Origin of the sequence: Flavobacterium sp. LB2P53 (assembly GCF_003970305.1) — a bacterium.
Lineage (GTDB): Bacteria > Bacteroidota > Bacteroidia > Flavobacteriales > Flavobacteriaceae > Flavobacterium.
The window spans coordinates 76,818-93,000 of the sequence record NZ_RYDG01000005.1 but is presented as its reverse complement, the minus strand read 5'-3'; the positions used below and the strand labels follow the sequence as shown (position 1 = coordinate 93,000).

The 16,183-nt window shown below is 34.0% G+C and carries 17 protein-coding genes; 10 read left to right on the top strand and 7 right to left on the bottom strand.

Features of this window, described 5'->3' with window-relative positions:
- Positions 1 to 8: 8 nt before the first annotated feature.
- The 3 genes from EKL95_RS07965 to EKL95_RS07955 all read left to right on the top strand — a co-directional run bounded on the left by EKL95_RS07965 (position 9) and on the right by EKL95_RS07955 (position 3,365).
- Positions 9 to 1,430, top strand: a complete 1,422-nt coding sequence (locus tag EKL95_RS07965; protein WP_126460441.1) for a CCA tRNA nucleotidyltransferase — start codon at positions 9 to 11, stop codon at positions 1,428 to 1,430.
- 51 nt (positions 1,431 to 1,481) lie between these two features.
- The gene (locus EKL95_RS07960; protein WP_126563927.1) at positions 1,482 to 2,504 is read left to right on the top strand and encodes a COX15/CtaA family protein; all 1,023 of its coding nucleotides are present in this window, start codon (positions 1,482 to 1,484) and stop codon (positions 2,502 to 2,504) included.
- 87 nt (positions 2,505 to 2,591) lie between these two features.
- Positions 2,592 to 3,365, top strand: coding sequence for a CDP-alcohol phosphatidyltransferase family protein (locus EKL95_RS07955; RefSeq protein WP_126563926.1), 774 nt, complete (start codon positions 2,592 to 2,594; stop codon positions 3,363 to 3,365).
- Between the two features lie 93 nt (positions 3,366 to 3,458).
- Here the strand turns inward: EKL95_RS07955 and EKL95_RS07950 are convergent, their stop codons facing one another.
- The 6 genes from EKL95_RS07950 to EKL95_RS07925 all read right to left on the bottom strand — a co-directional run bounded on the left by EKL95_RS07950 (position 3,459) and on the right by EKL95_RS07925 (position 9,419).
- Entirely contained in the window at positions 3,459 to 4,214 is a 756-nt protein-coding gene (locus EKL95_RS07950; RefSeq protein ID WP_126554413.1) for a LytR/AlgR family response regulator transcription factor, read from the bottom strand.
- An 85-nt stretch (positions 4,215 to 4,299) separates the two neighbouring features.
- Entirely contained in the window at positions 4,300 to 4,614 is a 315-nt protein-coding gene (locus EKL95_RS07945) for a 2TM domain-containing protein (RefSeq protein WP_126554411.1), read from the bottom strand.
- Positions 4,615 to 4,618: 4 nt separating this feature from the next.
- Positions 4,619 to 4,903, bottom strand: coding sequence for a 2TM domain-containing protein (locus EKL95_RS07940; RefSeq protein WP_126561903.1), 285 nt, complete (start codon positions 4,901 to 4,903; stop codon positions 4,619 to 4,621).
- A gap of 33 nt (positions 4,904 to 4,936) precedes the next feature.
- Positions 4,937 to 6,274, bottom strand: coding sequence for a histidine kinase (locus tag EKL95_RS07935; RefSeq protein ID WP_126563925.1), 1,338 nt, complete (start codon positions 6,272 to 6,274; stop codon positions 4,937 to 4,939).
- An 84-nt stretch (positions 6,275 to 6,358) separates the two neighbouring features.
- Positions 6,359 to 6,979, bottom strand: a complete 621-nt coding sequence (locus EKL95_RS07930) for a hypothetical protein (protein WP_126563924.1) — start codon at positions 6,977 to 6,979, stop codon at positions 6,359 to 6,361.
- A gap of 235 nt (positions 6,980 to 7,214) precedes the next feature.
- The gene (locus tag EKL95_RS07925; RefSeq protein WP_126563923.1) at positions 7,215 to 9,419 is read right to left on the bottom strand and encodes a TonB-dependent receptor; all 2,205 of its coding nucleotides are present in this window, start codon (positions 9,417 to 9,419) and stop codon (positions 7,215 to 7,217) included.
- 281 nt (positions 9,420 to 9,700) lie between these two features.
- On the opposite strand from EKL95_RS07925, the gene EKL95_RS07920 reads away from it, so the two are divergent.
- The 7 genes from EKL95_RS07920 (at position 9,701) to EKL95_RS14915 (ending at position 14,994) form a co-directional block, all read left to right on the top strand.
- The gene (locus tag EKL95_RS07920; protein WP_126554457.1) at positions 9,701 to 10,261 is read left to right on the top strand and encodes a sugar O-acetyltransferase; all 561 of its coding nucleotides are present in this window, start codon (positions 9,701 to 9,703) and stop codon (positions 10,259 to 10,261) included.
- 1 nt (position 10,262) lies between these two features.
- Positions 10,263 to 10,652 (top strand): VOC family protein, encoded by a 390-nt coding sequence (locus EKL95_RS07915; protein ID WP_126563922.1) that lies wholly within the window; start codon positions 10,263 to 10,265, stop codon positions 10,650 to 10,652.
- A 158-nt stretch (positions 10,653 to 10,810) separates the two neighbouring features.
- On the top strand, positions 10,811 to 12,091 hold the full coding sequence (locus EKL95_RS07910) for a chloride channel protein (RefSeq protein ID WP_126460411.1): 1,281 nt from the start codon (positions 10,811 to 10,813) through the stop codon (positions 12,089 to 12,091).
- Positions 12,092 to 12,097: 6 nt separating this feature from the next.
- Positions 12,098 to 12,703 carry an HPP family protein gene (locus EKL95_RS07905; RefSeq protein ID WP_126563921.1) on the top strand — a complete coding sequence of 202 codons (606 nt, stop codon included), beginning with the start codon at positions 12,098 to 12,100 and terminating at the stop codon, positions 12,701 to 12,703.
- A gap of 181 nt (positions 12,704 to 12,884) precedes the next feature.
- The gene (locus tag EKL95_RS07900; protein ID WP_126554398.1) at positions 12,885 to 13,424 is read left to right on the top strand and encodes an IS1096 element passenger TnpR family protein; all 540 of its coding nucleotides are present in this window, start codon (positions 12,885 to 12,887) and stop codon (positions 13,422 to 13,424) included.
- Between the two features lie 211 nt (positions 13,425 to 13,635).
- A complete protein-coding gene (locus EKL95_RS07895; protein ID WP_126563920.1) occupies positions 13,636 to 14,694 on the top strand; it encodes a nucleoid-associated protein in 1,059 nt (352 codons plus the stop codon).
- Between the two features lie 144 nt (positions 14,695 to 14,838).
- Complete coding sequence (locus tag EKL95_RS14915) at positions 14,839 to 14,994, top strand: hypothetical protein (protein ID WP_158614849.1); 156 nt, start codon at positions 14,839 to 14,841, stop codon at positions 14,992 to 14,994.
- Positions 14,995 to 15,052: 58 nt separating this feature from the next.
- Here EKL95_RS14915 and EKL95_RS07890 read toward each other — a convergent pair whose 3' ends face one another.
- On the bottom strand, positions 15,053 to 16,117 hold the full coding sequence (locus EKL95_RS07890) for a hypothetical protein (RefSeq protein ID WP_126460400.1): 1,065 nt from the start codon (positions 16,115 to 16,117) through the stop codon (positions 15,053 to 15,055).
- Positions 16,118 to 16,183: the final 66 nt, after the last annotated feature.

The window sequence follows — 16,183 nt, the reverse complement described above, 5'->3', positions numbered from 1 at the left end:
AATAAAAAATGAACTACAAAACAGCCTTACATAACAAAATATTCGAAGTAATTTCTCAAGCTTCTCAAGAACTTAGCGTTGACAGTTATGTGATTGGTGGTTTCGTAAGAGATTTACTTTTGAAGAGAGACTTTAAAAAAGACATTGATATTGTTGCCGTGGGCAGCGGAATTGAATTGGCTTTAAAAGTGTCACAACTGCTTCCTAACAAACCAAAAGTTCAGGTTTTCAAAACTTACGGAACAGCGATGCTGCGTTTTGAAGACACCGAAATTGAATTTGTTGGAGCCAGAAAAGAATCCTATAATTTTGAAAGCAGGAATCCAGTTGTAGAAAACGGCACCTTAGAAGACGACCAAAACCGTCGTGATTTCACCATAAATGCACTGGCTTTATCTTTGAACACCGCTAATTTTGGAGAACTCTCCGATCCTTTTAACGGATTGGAAGATTTAAAAAACAAAATAATCAGAACCCCTTTGGATCCGGATATTACTTTTTCTGACGATCCTTTGCGCATGTTGAGAGGGATTCGTTTTGCAAACCAATTGGGATTTGAAATCGAAGAAGATTCGCTGAATTCGATAACCAAAAATGCGGAACGAATCAAAATTATTTCCGGAGAACGAATTGTCGATGAATTGAATAAAATACTTTCGACAGACAAACCCTCCGTAGGATTCTTGCTATTGTTCAAAACTGGACTTTTAGATATTATTCTTCCAGAATTGACTGCTCTGAATCAAGTGGAAGAAATTGAAGGCCATACCCATAAAAATAACTTTTATCACACGCTGGAAGTTGTCGATAATATTTGTCCGCATACTGATGATGTTTGGTTGCGCTGGTCAGCATTATTGCACGACATAGGTAAAGCACCAACGAAACGTTTTACTAAAAAACAAGGCTGGACCTTTCACGGACATGAATTTCTTGGTGGCAAAATGGCAAAAAAGATTTTTGAACGTTTGCACATGCCGTTGAATCAAAAAATGAAATTTGTGCAAAAAATGGTCATGATGAGTTCACGACCGATTGTTTTATCCCAAGATACGGTAACGGATTCTGCAGTGCGCCGTTTGGTTTTTGACGCTGGCGAAGACGTTGAGAATTTAATGACACTATGCGAAGCGGATATCACAACGAAGAATCCAAATAAATTCAAGAAATACCACAATAATTTTGAAATCGTCCGCCAGAAAATTGTAGAAGTCGAAGAACGGGATCAGGTACGTAATTTCCAGCCACCAATATCAGGTGAAGAAATTATGGAAAAATTTAACTTAAAGCCTTCAAAAGAAATCGGAATGCTGAAAGAAGCCATAAAAGAAGCCATTTTAGAAGGAGAAATTCCAAATGAATATGAAGCTGCTTTTCAATTTATGCTAAAAAGAGCCGCAAAAATCGGATTAAAGATTAACGCTTGTTGAATTAACAATTAATTACATTTCAAATATCTTTGCAAAAATTAATTTCAAACAATGAAAAAAGAGAATAATTACGTTATCATTTGGTTGTTATCAGGATGCTTATTATTGTTTATGATGGTTGTAGTGGGAGGAATTACCCGATTGACCAATTCCGGTTTATCAATGACCGACTGGCATTTAGTAACTGATACTTTTCCTCCTTTAACAGCAGAAAAATGGTCATACGCTTTTGAAGAATATAAAAAATTTCCGGAGTACCAAAAAATAAACATCCACAATGATTTTACGTTAAGTGATTACAAATTCATTTATTTCTGGGAATGGTTTCACCGTTTTATAGGGAGAATAATAGGTTTAGCGTTTATCCTTCCTTTTATATACTTCTTGTTCAAGAAACGTCTTTCGACAGAGACTATAAAAAAATGTGTTGTTCTACTATTCATGGGTGGTTTTCAAGGATTTCTGGGCTGGTTTATGGTACGTAGCGGATTAATCGACAATCCGGATGTAAGTCATTTTAGATTGGCATTACACCTTACATTTGCCTTTATAACGTTTGCTTACACACTCTGGGTAGCTTTGGATTTAATCTACCCAAACAAAGCGACAGCTATACCTCCATTACGAAATCTTGCGCGTGTCGCATTAATTTTTCTAGTTATCCAAATCATTTATGGCGGGTTTGTTGCGGGTTTAAATGCGGGTTTGATTCACAATCATTGGCCGCTGATGAGTGATGGTCAATTCATTCACGAGAGTGTCTTTATAGAAAAAAGCACCTTGTTTTTAAATCTTATCGAAGGAAAAAGCGGCGTTCAGTTCGTACATCGAACTATGGCGTATGTCGTGGTAGGATTAATTCTTGCTCTTTATTTTACAAGCAGAAAACACACTCTTTCCTCACTTCAGAAAAAAGGAATCAATATATTGGTGTTGATTGTCTTCTTGCAATTTGCATTAGGTATCCTTACTCTGCTTTACAGTGTCCCACTTTGGTTGGGATTACTACATCAAGTGATGGCTTTCTTTTTATTAACGGCAATGACATTCACTTTACACCGATTATCTAAATAAGAAATAAACATAACCCATGGTTTAAACCGTGGTCAATTCAAAATAACACCTGACTATATTGTCGCATTTCTTTGTTTACCAACATAAATGTCTAAACTTGCCGCTCAAGATAAATTTTTAGATTTATCAGATTATGGAAGAACCTTCGGGAAATTTCTTGCCAATCAATTAAAAAACACTCGGTTTACTCCTATTCATGTCACCTTACTTTTTGGTGTTTCGGGCTTGATTGCTATTTACTGTATTCTGCAAGGAAGTTACTATTTCGCAAGTTTTTTTATCATTTTGAAATCAATGATTGATGCAGCAGATGGTGAACTGGCACGCTTAAAAAACACGCCTTCTTATACTGGAAGATACTTGGACAGTGTATTTGATATCATCTTAAATTTTCTGCTTTTAATGACTATTTGTTATGTTTCAAAAACATCATTTTGGGTTACTATTTTGGCTTTTATCGGCATCCAATTGCAGGGCACTTTATACAATTACTACTATGTGATTTTAAGAAATAAATCCGTTGGCGGAGACACTACCAGTAAAATTTTCGAGTACAAATCACCCAGAGCTTTACCCGGTGAAACCCAAAAATCTGTCGATATTCTGTTCCGTGTTTACACCCTCGTTTATGGCACATTCGACAAGATCATTCACACACTTGATAAAGAAGCTTACAAAGTAAAAACGTTTCCTAATTGGTTTATGACGATACTTTCTATCTACGGTTTGGGCTTCCAACTATTGATAATTGCGGTAATGTTACCTATGAATTTAATTGAATATATCATTCCGTTTTTTATACTTTACACGGCACTCATTTTTGTTCTAATTGGAATCCGAAAAACATTTTTAAAGGTATAAAAGCACTATAGACATATTCTATACTAAATACCTAATTCACTAAAAAAGAGTTATTTAATACCCATTATATACTTTATCTGTTTAATACTATTATCAGCCTATCCAACTCTTGAAATCAGAAACCTTTTCTCTACTCACAATTACTTCTTCGTCTTTGTAAGAAGGTAAAATAACTTTCAAACGGGAGTTGCTGTAGACTACAATTTCTTTAATTGCTTTAAGAGGAACTATGAATTTTCGGCTTACCCGATAAAAATCCTTTGGATCTAATTCCTGTTCCAAAAGTTCTAAAGTTGTTTCTATTAAATAATTCCTATTGTCAAAAGTATGCAAATAGGTTCCTTTATTTTCACTAAAAAAACACTCAATTTCATCGGCAGAAATCACCTTTAAATGTTGGCCTATTTTTACAGAAAATCTTTTTTTGTAATTTTTTTCAAATGGATTAGACAGCATTTTTTTGATTTGTTCAAAATCCAATTGTACTGTTTCCAGTTTAGGTAAACGCGCCTTAAATTTTGTAACGGAAACCTCTAAATCATCTTCGTCAATAGGCTTCAAAAGATAATCAACACTGTTCAATTTGAAAGCCCGTAAAGCATATTTATCATAAGCCGTGGTGAAAATTACTGCACTTTTAATAGATACTTTTTCGAATATTTCAAACGATAATCCATCTGACAATTGAATGTCCAGAAAGATCAAATCCGGATGTTCATTATTAGAAAACCAAGCAATAGCTTCTTCCACGGAATGCAATAGCACTCCAACTTTAATATTTAGTTTTTCCAGTTTTCGTTGGAGCAACCTCGCCGCTGGTTTTTCGTCTTCGATAATTATTGTTGTCATTTTTTAAGTTAGAGGTTAGAAAATAGAGAATAGAAGTAAGAGGTTTTACTGAATACTAAAAAAACTGAACACTGAACATTTATCCTTATTGCCATTTTTCGCTTTTCTCTTTTTCCATCAATTCCTTAATTTTTTTTTCTTCCCAGTTTTTTCCAAAAATCCAATTGGGCAAAAAAGTAGAAAAAGCGTGAGTTGTTAATCCAATTCCCCAGAAGAAAGCCGTAAAGAAATTCTCCATTTTAAAATAGCTTTCACCAACATCTAAATCTTGAATATTGACAAACACAATCATTAAATTCACTACTAGATAAACAATCAAATGTATGTAAAATCCTTTTATTTTTTTTACACGTGCGAGCGCTTCATTATACTGTAACTCTGTAATTGCATCTGTTTTCATGATATTAGCGGTTTTGATTTTTATCTTTATCCATCAACTCATTAATCTTTTTTTCTTCCCAATTAGTTCCCAAAAACGGCATATAATTAAAGACTTTCATGCCATGAAAAAACAATCCAATTCCCCACCAAAATAACGGCCAAAAAAACCATAAGTATTGAGGGGATGTAGTCAAATTAATGATTGCCAAAGAAATAATCACAATACTATAAACCGTTAAATGTCTGTAAAAATCTTTTATTTTTCCTACCTGCTTTTTTGCTTGAAAATATTTTTCTGAGTTGTCCATATTAGTTTGTATTTTTTTTAAATTTAGGGAATCTCAATTCCATTTATTATTCTGATTGTCTTTTTTCAAAATCTCATTAATCTTTCGCTCTTCCCATGATTTTCCGTACCCAAAAACTTCAAAACCATGAAAAGTAAGTCCCATTCCCCAACCCAATAACGGAAACCAAAACCATTGAAAATTTGCACTATAACTTAAATTAATAAAAATCAAAAACGAGATTACTAAACAATATGAAATTAAATTTCCGTAGAATCCTTTTAGTTTTTTTACGTGTTCTGATGCTCTCAAATATGCTCCAGTTTCATCGTTACTATATTGTGTTTCCATACCTGTAATTTGTTTAGTTAAAATGGGGATTTTGACCGTAAAGGTTTGTTCGTTTTGAGCAATCAGGACTTTTCTAGTAGTAATAATTCTATATCTGTTGACAATATTTTGTAAACCAACACCTTGCCGATCTTGCAACACTTCTTTCTTTTGATAATCGTTTTGAACAGCCAGATAATCACCATCCACATAGATCCTGATATATAACGGTCTTTGTTCGCTAACCACATTGTGCTTTACCGTATTTTCGAGCAAAAGCTGTAAAGAAAGTGGCACCACTTTGGCTTCTGGATTTATAGCTGTTGTTGGTACTTCATAAAACAAGCTGTTCTCAAAACGCATTTTTAATAAATTCATATAGGTTTTGGCAAAAGCCAGTTCTTCTTCCACTGGAACCAATTCCTTGTCTTTTTGTTCTAAAACATACCGGTAAATTTTAGATAATGAAGTCGTAAATCGTTGCGCATTTTCTGGATTTTCTTCAATAAGAGCACTTAAAACATTCAAACTATTGAAAAGAAAATGGGGATCTATTTGATTTTTTAAACTTTCAAACTTAGCATTTGCGGTTCCTGCGATGATTTTCTGTTCTTTGACTTTATTTTCCTGTAACGCTTTATAGAAATAAAAAACATGGAAAGATAAAATTATCAAAAAGGTAATAACAATTGCAAAAATATAATTAGCAGGATTTTCATTTTTCCAAAACACTTCAAAAGTTCTTTTTTCTATGATGACATCTTCAAAGATTCGCAATAAAAAAACAACAGTTAAAGAAACGAAAAATGAACTAAAAAAACCAACAACTATTCGTTTTACCGAAAACCTATCTTTTACAAAAACGCTATCCAAATAAACAAAAACTAATTTATTTGCATATCCAATCGTAAGTGTATAAAATAAAGTGTATAAAAATGTAACGGCTAAATTACTGTTGAAAACATATTTATGCCCCAAAGCAATATTCACTAATAGTAATATTATAAAAATAACGCAACCTATAATTAGTGATCTAATCAATTCTTTAAAAGATAGTTTCATTTTATTCAGTTTTAGAAAAAATAGGAAAGAGAAAAGGCTGTCAATGAAATTCGTTTCTTTTCTCCTGCTTCTTACTTCAATATATTATTTACAATTTTTCTGTGCTGCTAATGCTCTGTCCAATCCCCATTTTGGAGAAAAAGGTGTTTCAGGTTTAAAAGTAGCAAAAAGTCCGATAGCTTTTTCAATTTGCGCACACATTGGCTTCGTGTCTGTTCCCCAAAATTGAGCGCTACCAATTTCAAATTCGGCTTTACCAAAAACAACTCTTGGGTTTTCCGGAGCAATTGCTTGTGCTTTTCCGTACAATTCCATAACCGTTCCGGATAATTTTTGTCCGTTTGTCATTGGGTCAAAAGCAATCCAAGCCGTATGAATCATTGCTTGCATGACCAATAATTCGGCATTATTTGGATTTTTATCCATTTCTAAATCTAATGATTTTTGCGCTTTCGAAAGTAATAAATTCATTTGATCTTTATCTTTTGTTCTAAAAGCAGTTGTGGTATTCACCAATGCAACATAATAATTTGGCAACCAGCTTGTTTTTTCAGCACCGGAAATTCTTTCGAACAAATCAGAAGCTTCCGTGTTTTTTCCTTCGCCCCATAATTGGAATGCTTTTCCCATACCTTGTTCAAATTGCCCTTGAGCCGATAATAAACTACAGATAAAAAATACGATTGTGGTGATAATTTTGGTCATGATTTCTTGTTTTTAATGGTTGTTTTTTTGATGATTGAAACATTGTGTTATTTATACTTCAAAAGTATCTCGGTTTTCATTGGATTAAAATTTATAAATACTGAACTGTCAATTTTGATGGATGAATTGTGTGTCAGTCGAAAGTCATAAAGTCGAAAGTCTTAAAGCCGAAAGTCATAAAGTGGAATGAATTTACGTTTATTAGGATTTTATACCTTTGACATTATGACCATTTTTAAAGATTTTTCAACTGATTGTCTTTTTTATCGTTGCTAATCGTCCAAAAGAATCCTACGAAGAAAAAACGATCGGCCGTAGGAATAATTGATTTTCTGTTATAAAAGCCCGCATTATCCGGATTGTTCGCATATTCGTAGCCAAAAACATTTTGACTTCCTAAAACATTAGAAACTGAGAAGTATAAAATCTTTTGCTGTGATAGCAAATACGCCCAATTGAAGCTCAAACTGTTGTACGATTTGGTTTTTCCATTCATAAATTTCGTTTCATTTGGATTGTTGTAGGGTCGTCCGGAACTGTATGAATTCGTGAAACCTATTTGCGATTTCCAATCGTTTATCCAGTATTTAGTAACGATTGATAAACTGTGATCCGCAACAAAACTTGGTGTAACTTGAAAACTGAAATTTTTATAATCTCTTTCGGTATCAATGTAGGAATAGGAAACCCAATATTCTAAATTTTTGATTGATTTTCCATCTCTCCAAAACAAATCCAAACCTTTAGCATAACCAGAACCGGTATTATTGTAAACCGAATTATATGCGGCCATTTGGGTGTCGAATTTTACTAAATTACTGTAGTCTTTATAATAGGTTTCGGCACGAAATGTTTTCCCGTTTTTATGGTATTGAAAATTCAAAATGTAATGCGAGGCTTTTTCGCTTTCAAACTGATTGTTGTTGGAATATTTAATGTATTCAGCACTTGGAGTTTGAGTAAAATCGCCATAGGCAAATGAAAACTGACTGTTCTTTGCCATTTTATACGCAAATGAAATTCGGGGGGAAATAGCGGTTTCGTTCAGCAAATTGTTATTCGAAGCTCTTAAGCCTACTTTTGCAGCCCATTTTTTAGAGAAGAAAACATCAGCTTCCGTATAAACAGCCGCAATGTTTGCATTGTAGCCATTGGTGAAAACCGACCCTGAATTTTCGTTGAAATCTTCATTGAACTGGGTAATAAAATAATCTGCTCCAAAGGAAATTTTTACTCTTTCAGAAAAACTTTTTTTCAATTTTAATTTCAAATGAGCCGCATTTTCATCATTCGCCACTTTATCTGAATCTAAATTTATTTTGTTGTTGCTGTAGCCATAACTCAATCCAGTAGTAATTTGCCAATTGTTCCCAAAAACGCCTTTGTAAGACGAATTTAAATAGAAATTATTGTTATTTAAATCAACTCTGATTTTCTCCGGCGAATTGATATTTTCCTGATTAATATCAAATTTTGAAGAGTCAAAAGCAGCGTATACTTTCAAAATCCCATTATTAAAATTATAACGGTACACCGTTTCTCCAGACACCGATTGAAAAGGACTATTCCAATCCACATTTTGTGGAATCAAAGCCTGATAAGGTGCTAAATTGATGTAATTCGCATTTACGCTCAACGAACTTTTTTTCCATTTTTGGGTATTTCCAATTCCTAAACCCACAGTCATCAATGCTATTTCAGTTTTATTTTGGTCTGGGTCATCTTGTGTATTCAACAATAAAACACTGGATAACGCTTCGCCATATTCCGCTGAATAGCCGCCTGTAGAAAATGAAATTCCGCTGAACAGAAAAGGAGAAAACCTTCCTCGTGTAGGCAGATTATTCGTGGTTGCGCCATAAGGTTGCGCCACCCGAATCCCATCAACGAAAGTTTGTGTTTCATTAGCCTCGCCGCCACGAACAAACAATCGCCCATCCTCACCTACCGTTTGTGTTCCTGGCAACGTTTGCAAAGCCGCAATAATATTTCCCGCAGAACCCGCTGTAGTTACGATGTCTAATGGTTTCAAAACCGAAACTCTAGCTTTATCGCCCGCTTCTAAAGTTCCAGCCGTAATCACAACTGCATCTAGCGACGTAACGCTTTCTCGTAATTTGATAGTTTTATTTTTAAAATTAGCGACATCAATTATGGTTTTTGAAGTTTCATAAATCAGGAAACTCACTACCAATGTTTGATTTTCTGTTGTCATAGTTGTAAAACTAAAATCGCCTTTTTCGCTGCTGGAAGTACCATCATACGTTCCTTCGATAAAAATATTAGCTCCAGAAACCGGTTTTCCTTTTTCATCTACCACTTTCCCGGAAACTGTATTTTGTGAAAAAATAGTCAAGCTGAATAATAAAAAGGCAAATAAAAAAATCGAATTAAGACTTTTCTTGGAATGATTTGGCTGTTTAATACATGTTAGTTTCATCGTATTTAATTTTTTTATGAATCAAATATATTTTAGAAAAGAAGGTCGAAAAACAATACAATACTGAACTGTTGAAATACGAGGATGAGTTGTAATAATTTTAATTTTAGATTATATTTACAACGTACTATTGCGCTTCAAAAGCAGGATCAGCATGAGGGATAGTAGTGAAAATCCTTTCTTGGCTCGATGTTAAAGCGAGACAAGAAAGATTGTAACGAATAGCCCGACCGGAGCTTTTGCGCAGGGCATGCCCAAAAACAAAAAAACTAAGTATGGAAATAAAAACCGAAAAAGAGAAAATGATTGCCGGAGAATATTATTTAGCAGGCGATCCTGTTTTAGTAAAAGACAGGCGAAAATCTAAAAATTTGCTCCACCGATTAAATGTTGTGGAATACAGAATAACTAAAAAAGCACGGGAAATTCTAAAAGAACTAATTCCTAATGCAGGAGCAAATCTTTACATTGAACCTCCATTCTTTTGCGATTACGGCTACAATATCAGTTGTGGGAAAAATGTGTATTTTAATGTAAACTGTGTTGTTTTAGACTGTGCCAAGGTCACTATTGGTTCCAATGTGTTTTTTGCACCAGGAGTTCAATTGTACACCGCCACACATCCGCTGGATGCTGAACTGAGAAAAACGCTGGAAAATGCCTTACCAATAACCATTGGTGATGATTGCTGGATTGGAGGAAATTCCGTTATTTGTCCTGGAATCACTATTGGAAATGGCTGTGTTATTGGTGCAGGTTCAGTGGTTACTAAAGACATTCCTGACAATTCTTTGGCAGTAGGAAATCCGGCAAAAGTGATCCGGCAATTAAATCAACAATAATATGATCCAACTTAACAAAATTCATCATATTGCCATTATTTGTGCCAATTATCAAAAATCTAAAACGTTCTATACAACTGTTTTAGGACTTACCATTATTCAGGAAATTTACCGTGAGGAAAGACGATCGTATAAACTTGATTTGGCACTTAACGGAGAATATGTAATAGAATTATTTTCTTTTCCAAATCCGCCAAAACGTTCTTCCGCTCCTGAAGCGGCAGGAATGCGTCATTTAGCTTTTGAAGTAGACGATATTCAGAAAACACGCGATTATTTTGTGAATCAAAACATCCCTTCCGAAGAAATACGCATCGATGAATTTACCCAAAAAAAGTTCTTCTTTATTGCCGATCCGGATGAATTACCTTTAGAATTTTATGAAAAATAAGATGCTTCCTAAATTTAAAAGAATAAAATAATACCAGAATCGCAAAAGAAAACCATGCCTTTCTTTTTTTAATTCTAATCTGGCTTTGTTTCTTTATCTTTGCAACATTGAGTTAAATTCTTTTTATTACACTAATAAAGATTCCATCCCCCTTTTAAATGAACACTACTGCAAGAATAAAAAAAAATTATCGCTTCATTAAATTCCGAAAATTAGTTATTGTCTCTGTTTTGATTGGTTTTCTTTCTGCTTTTTTAGGTGTTATTTTAAAAAATGCTACAGAATATTATGAGGAAATATTTTTTCATCAAGCGACTATCAATCCACTATTCTTAGTTATTTTCCCCGTATTTGGATTGTCGATTATTTATTTTCTTAGGGAATATTTATTTAAGAAAAAGGAAAACAAAGGCATAAAAGAAATCTTTGAAAGCACCAATTCTAAATCTAAAAATTTACCCAGTTATAAAATCCCTTCTCATTTCATTAACGGATTATTGACCGTCGTTTTTGGCGGTTCCACCGGGATAGAAGTCTCAACTGTTGTGGCTTCGGCAACCATTGGCTCCGTAGCGCAAAGAAAGCAAAATGTGTTTAGACAATACAAAACTGAATTGATATGTGCCGGAATTGCCGCTGGAATTACAGCTATATTCAGCAGCCCGATCGCTGGAATTCTTTTTGCGATAGAGGTTATTTCTAGAAAAGTCACTCGAGCATTCTTACTTAGTAACTTGATTGCGGTAGCCATTGCTTTTGGGCTGGTATTTTTATTGGACGAAAAACCACTGTTTGCAGTAAATATTACAACTTGGCATCTTAAAGCCATTCCCTATTTTATTCTTTTAGGCATTTTGTCAGGATTGAATTCTGTGTATCTAACGCGCAGTGTATTGTTTTTCAAAGCCCAATTTACGAGAATAAAAATTCCATATTTCAAAATTATAATAGGATCGCTGATTTTAAGTTCCTCTTTATTCCTGTTTCCACAGCTTTATGGCGAAGGATATCATGCTATTAAAACTATTTTTGTTAGTTCGAATGAAATGTCATTGACTTTCCCTCTGGCACTAACAATCATTGGCATCATCATCCTGAAACCCATTGTAACATCAGCCACACTTGCTTCAGGAGGAGATGGAGGCGTTTTTGCACCCAGTCTTTTCATGGGTGCTTTTTTAGGATTGCTTCTTGCTTTAGTTACAAACACTTATTTTAATGCTCATGTAATTCCGATAAACTTTATTATCATGGGGATGGCTGCCGTTTTAAGCGCCAGTATTCATGCCCCTTTTACTGCTATTTTCTTAGTTTGTGGGCTAACGAATGATTACACTTTGTTTATTCCTATTTTGTTGGTTTGCTTAATATCAAAATATACGGCAAAAATGATTTACCCTTTTACCGTTTATTCCTATTCGCCAAGTTTAATAAAATAATCTCCTATGCACGTTCAAAAAATAAAAAGGAGTTATCGCAAAACCAAATACATCCTCTACAAGGAGACTTTGGTTGATTTTAAAGAACATTCCTGGGCTTTTTTGGGTTCTTTTATTGGTATTGGAATAATAGCCTATTTGCAATCAAAAGCTTTACCAAAATCTGATGTTATATATTTAATTGGATCCTTTGGAGCATCGAGTGTATTGGTATATGGTGTGATTCAAAGTCCATTAGCACAGCCTAGAAACCTTATTGGCGGCCACCTGGTTTCAGCTATTATAGGTGTAACAATTGCTAAATTTGTCCCTGATATTCTATGGTTATCCGCACCGCTTGCAGTTTCCTTGTCTATAGTTTTAATGCAAATGACAAAGACGCTTCACCCGCCAGGAGGTGCCACAGCATTGATAGCCATAATTGGCTCCTCAAAAATTAAAGAACTGGGATACTGGTATGTGCTGTATCCTGTGCTAACTGGCTCACTCATACTCCTTGTTATTGCATTGATTGTAAATAACATGACATCAAAAAGACAATACCCAAATCATAAAAAATACCACCAGTACCGAAAAAGAGTAGCCCGTGTATTTAAAATAAAAAAACTGTAACTTTTTATTCAAATAAGTGATTTGAAAACAAAATATACTTTCCTTCTTTTCTTCAAAAAGACTTTGACATTGATGTATTCCTTTCTCGTGCATACGCAAAAATCTTATTAACAAATCTGAAATCTGAAATCTAAATCTAAAATTATATTTTACCTTTGGACTTTTAATATAAATAAAGATTATGGTTTATAAATTTAGAGTGATTCTAGACGCGGAAGAAGATGTTTTTAGAGACATTGCAATACTTGAAGACGATACTTTAGAAGATTTACACAATGCTATTTTCAATTCTTTTGGTTTTGACGGGATGGAAGTAGCTTCTTTTTATACTTGTGATGAGACTTGGAACCAAGAAGAGGAAATTTCACTTTTTGATACCGGTGATGTTCCCGGTGAGCAAAAAATCATGAGTGACTATCAATTATCTGATATTTTAGACAAACAAAATACCAAAATTCTTTATGTCTATGACTTTATCAATATGTGGACATTCCTTGTAGAACTTGCTGCTGTAGAAGACCAAGTGCTGGGTAATTTATATCCGGAAACTATTTTTTCTCACGGGGAAATGCCGGATGAAGCGATGGAGAAAAACTTTGAATCTGACAATGCCGATAACTATAATGATGAATTTGAAGATGGCTTGGACGAAGATGATCTGGACATGTTTGAAGGCGATGATAGTTTTGAAGACTACGGATTTGAGGAAAATTGGAATTAGCCTTCTCCCCAACCTGCTCCAAAGGTGAGGGCGACTAACCATATAAAAATAAAATGAATGTCCGTATTGATACCCAATGAACATTTTTTTACGTGGCTTTCTTTGTTAGGTATGATTCCAGACAATTATAAAAAAAATTAACAAATACAAAATTACGTCTCATCTACCCCTCCTTAGGAAGGGACTGAGGGGAGGAAATCTTATAAAAAACATGATCAACTTATATAACACACACATCGAGAACTTATCCATTCATAGAGTGGGTAATAAAAGCAGAAACGAAGCCATTTTTTTATCAGAGCAGCCCTTTAATTTAAATGATGAAATTGTTCCCTTGATGAAAGAATTTTTCTTTAAAGCCTTTAGAGAAAAAGAAGAAAACTATTTTCAGTTTGCCCATGAAATTGATTTGGATTACAATGATATGTTCAAGTTTGCAACAGAAGTTTTTGACAATCCAAGCAGCGTTCATGAGATTTCTAAAAAAATCACAACCCACTTATTTGAGCAATCCAATCATCCGCATATCAAGAATGGCGAAGTGTACGTTACATATTTATCTAACGTAAGTATTGATAATAATGTCGTGGATGCGATAGGGATTTTCAAAAGTGAAATACAAGCAGATTTCTTGCAGTTTGAAGAAAAAGCAACCCATTTAGAGATGATTTTGCAACAAGGTGTGAGTTTAAACAAGTTAGATAAAGGCTGCATCATTTTTAATTATAAAAAAGAGGAAGGGTACAAAATCCTGACTGTTGACAGCAACCGCTACGATGCCAGATACTGGCTAGAGCATTTCTTATCAGTAGATGCTTTTGAGGATGAAAACTTTATCACTAAAAAGTATTTAAAATTTTGTCAGAACTTTGCTAAGGATGTTGTTTTCCCAGCCGAGGACAAGAAAGAAGAAGTAATGTTCATGAACCGTTCCGTGAACTATTTTGCCAAAAATGATCAGTTTGAAGAAACTAATTTCCTGAACGAAGTTTTAGACAATCCAGACCTTATTCCTGAATTCAAGAACTACAAAATGGACAAAGGAGAAAAATACAGTATTGAAGATGTTACTTCTTTTCCTATTGCAAATGCAGCAGTTTCTGATGCTAGAAAATCAATCAAAAACATCATTAATTTAGACACACATATCCAAATTAAAATGGATTTTATCAATCCTGAAAGTGCTGAAAAATATGTTGAAAAAGGATGGGACGAGGAAAAACAAATGTATTACTATCTCGTTTATTTCAACAAAGAAGAGAAGAGCTAGTTTAAGTTTACAGTGTTCTATTGCCGTTTAAAGCACCAATAATGATATCAATCTCCAATTACGAAAGTGTAATTGGAGATTTTTTTTTAGAAATAAATGCAAAAACCAACCTTGTAAATTTACGGTTCTTAAAAACTACCAAAAATGGCGCATCCATTTTTCAAAGAAAGTCCGTTTAAAACCTTGATTTCATTTCATAAGCTTATCGAAGCCTTGGAAGAAATTGCGGGTGCCAACGTAGATTGTCACGCCAATTATGCCAAAGCATTACTCCTAAAAATCGAGCGTTTTCCAGTTTAAACTAGGTAATTTTTTTAAAACACAGCAATACCGTGATTCAACTGAAAAACAAGGAAATTTATACTTTTGTTTTGAATAAAGTACTGGTTTTGAAATTTCTGGTAATAAAATGAAAAGCTGCACTCATGATACCGCCCATTGATTTTGCACTTTTAAAATTCAAATCATTGGTGTACCGATAAAGCTCTAATCGCAATTGTTCAATATGTGCCTCGGGAGCAATTACGTCCTCGCGCATAATTTTCAACAACCGCTTGATCCTGTTTTCGGCAGAAAGGATTCTTTTGGCTAAAACGGCTCTTTCTTCATCCTTATATTGCTCTATGGAACTGTTTTGAAGCTTTTCTTTAACTAATTTTACCATGGGGTAATTTTCTTTAAAAAACTGAGGGCGGTACACTTTGAAGTTTCCTTCGTAGCATTGCTGATCAAAATCAATAGCACGTATTTTATAGACCACTTGATCAAAATCATGGGTGGGCACAATTACATAATTATAGGAACGCATATCCCCTAATAATCTAATCATACAGCGTTCATTGAACTTGACAAATTCTTTGGCTATTTGCGCTTTTTCGGTTTCGGTGCAATCAATGAGCAGTGTTTTCATAAACACATCACCAGGAATCCCCATAATATGCTCTTCTATTAAAGTGTCTTCATATACTAAAAAATTTATTTTGTCCGGAGAAAGAATATGCTCTAACTCCAGTCCGTAAATACGAGAAGCATCTGCTTTTTTAATATAAAAATGGGTGTAATTATCATTCAGTATGTTCCTGACTTTTATTCGAAAAGGTTTTGAATTTCCAAAAGTGCAGTAATCAATGGAATCCACATTCAAGAATTTGATAATCCCCAGATTACCGTCAGAATGGAGTAGTGAATAGATTTTTTTTAGATTCAAATCAATTTCTTCTCGCTCAAAATCATTGTAGTATACCCGTATCCATAACGTATCCTGGTCATTTTTATCATAGACCGTTATTGATCCGGAAAAACGCAATAAGTCATCGTAAAAAATAGAAACTTTTGACAAGCGATCAAACCGTCCCAAGTATTCTAAAAGTGATTTATTTACAGGATAGGATGGTTTTTTAAAAAGCATTACTGGCTCACTCATTGAAAAAAAAATTTAATACAAAATTACGATAAATTAAGGCGTTGCTTGCGATTAGTTTCTAAAAGA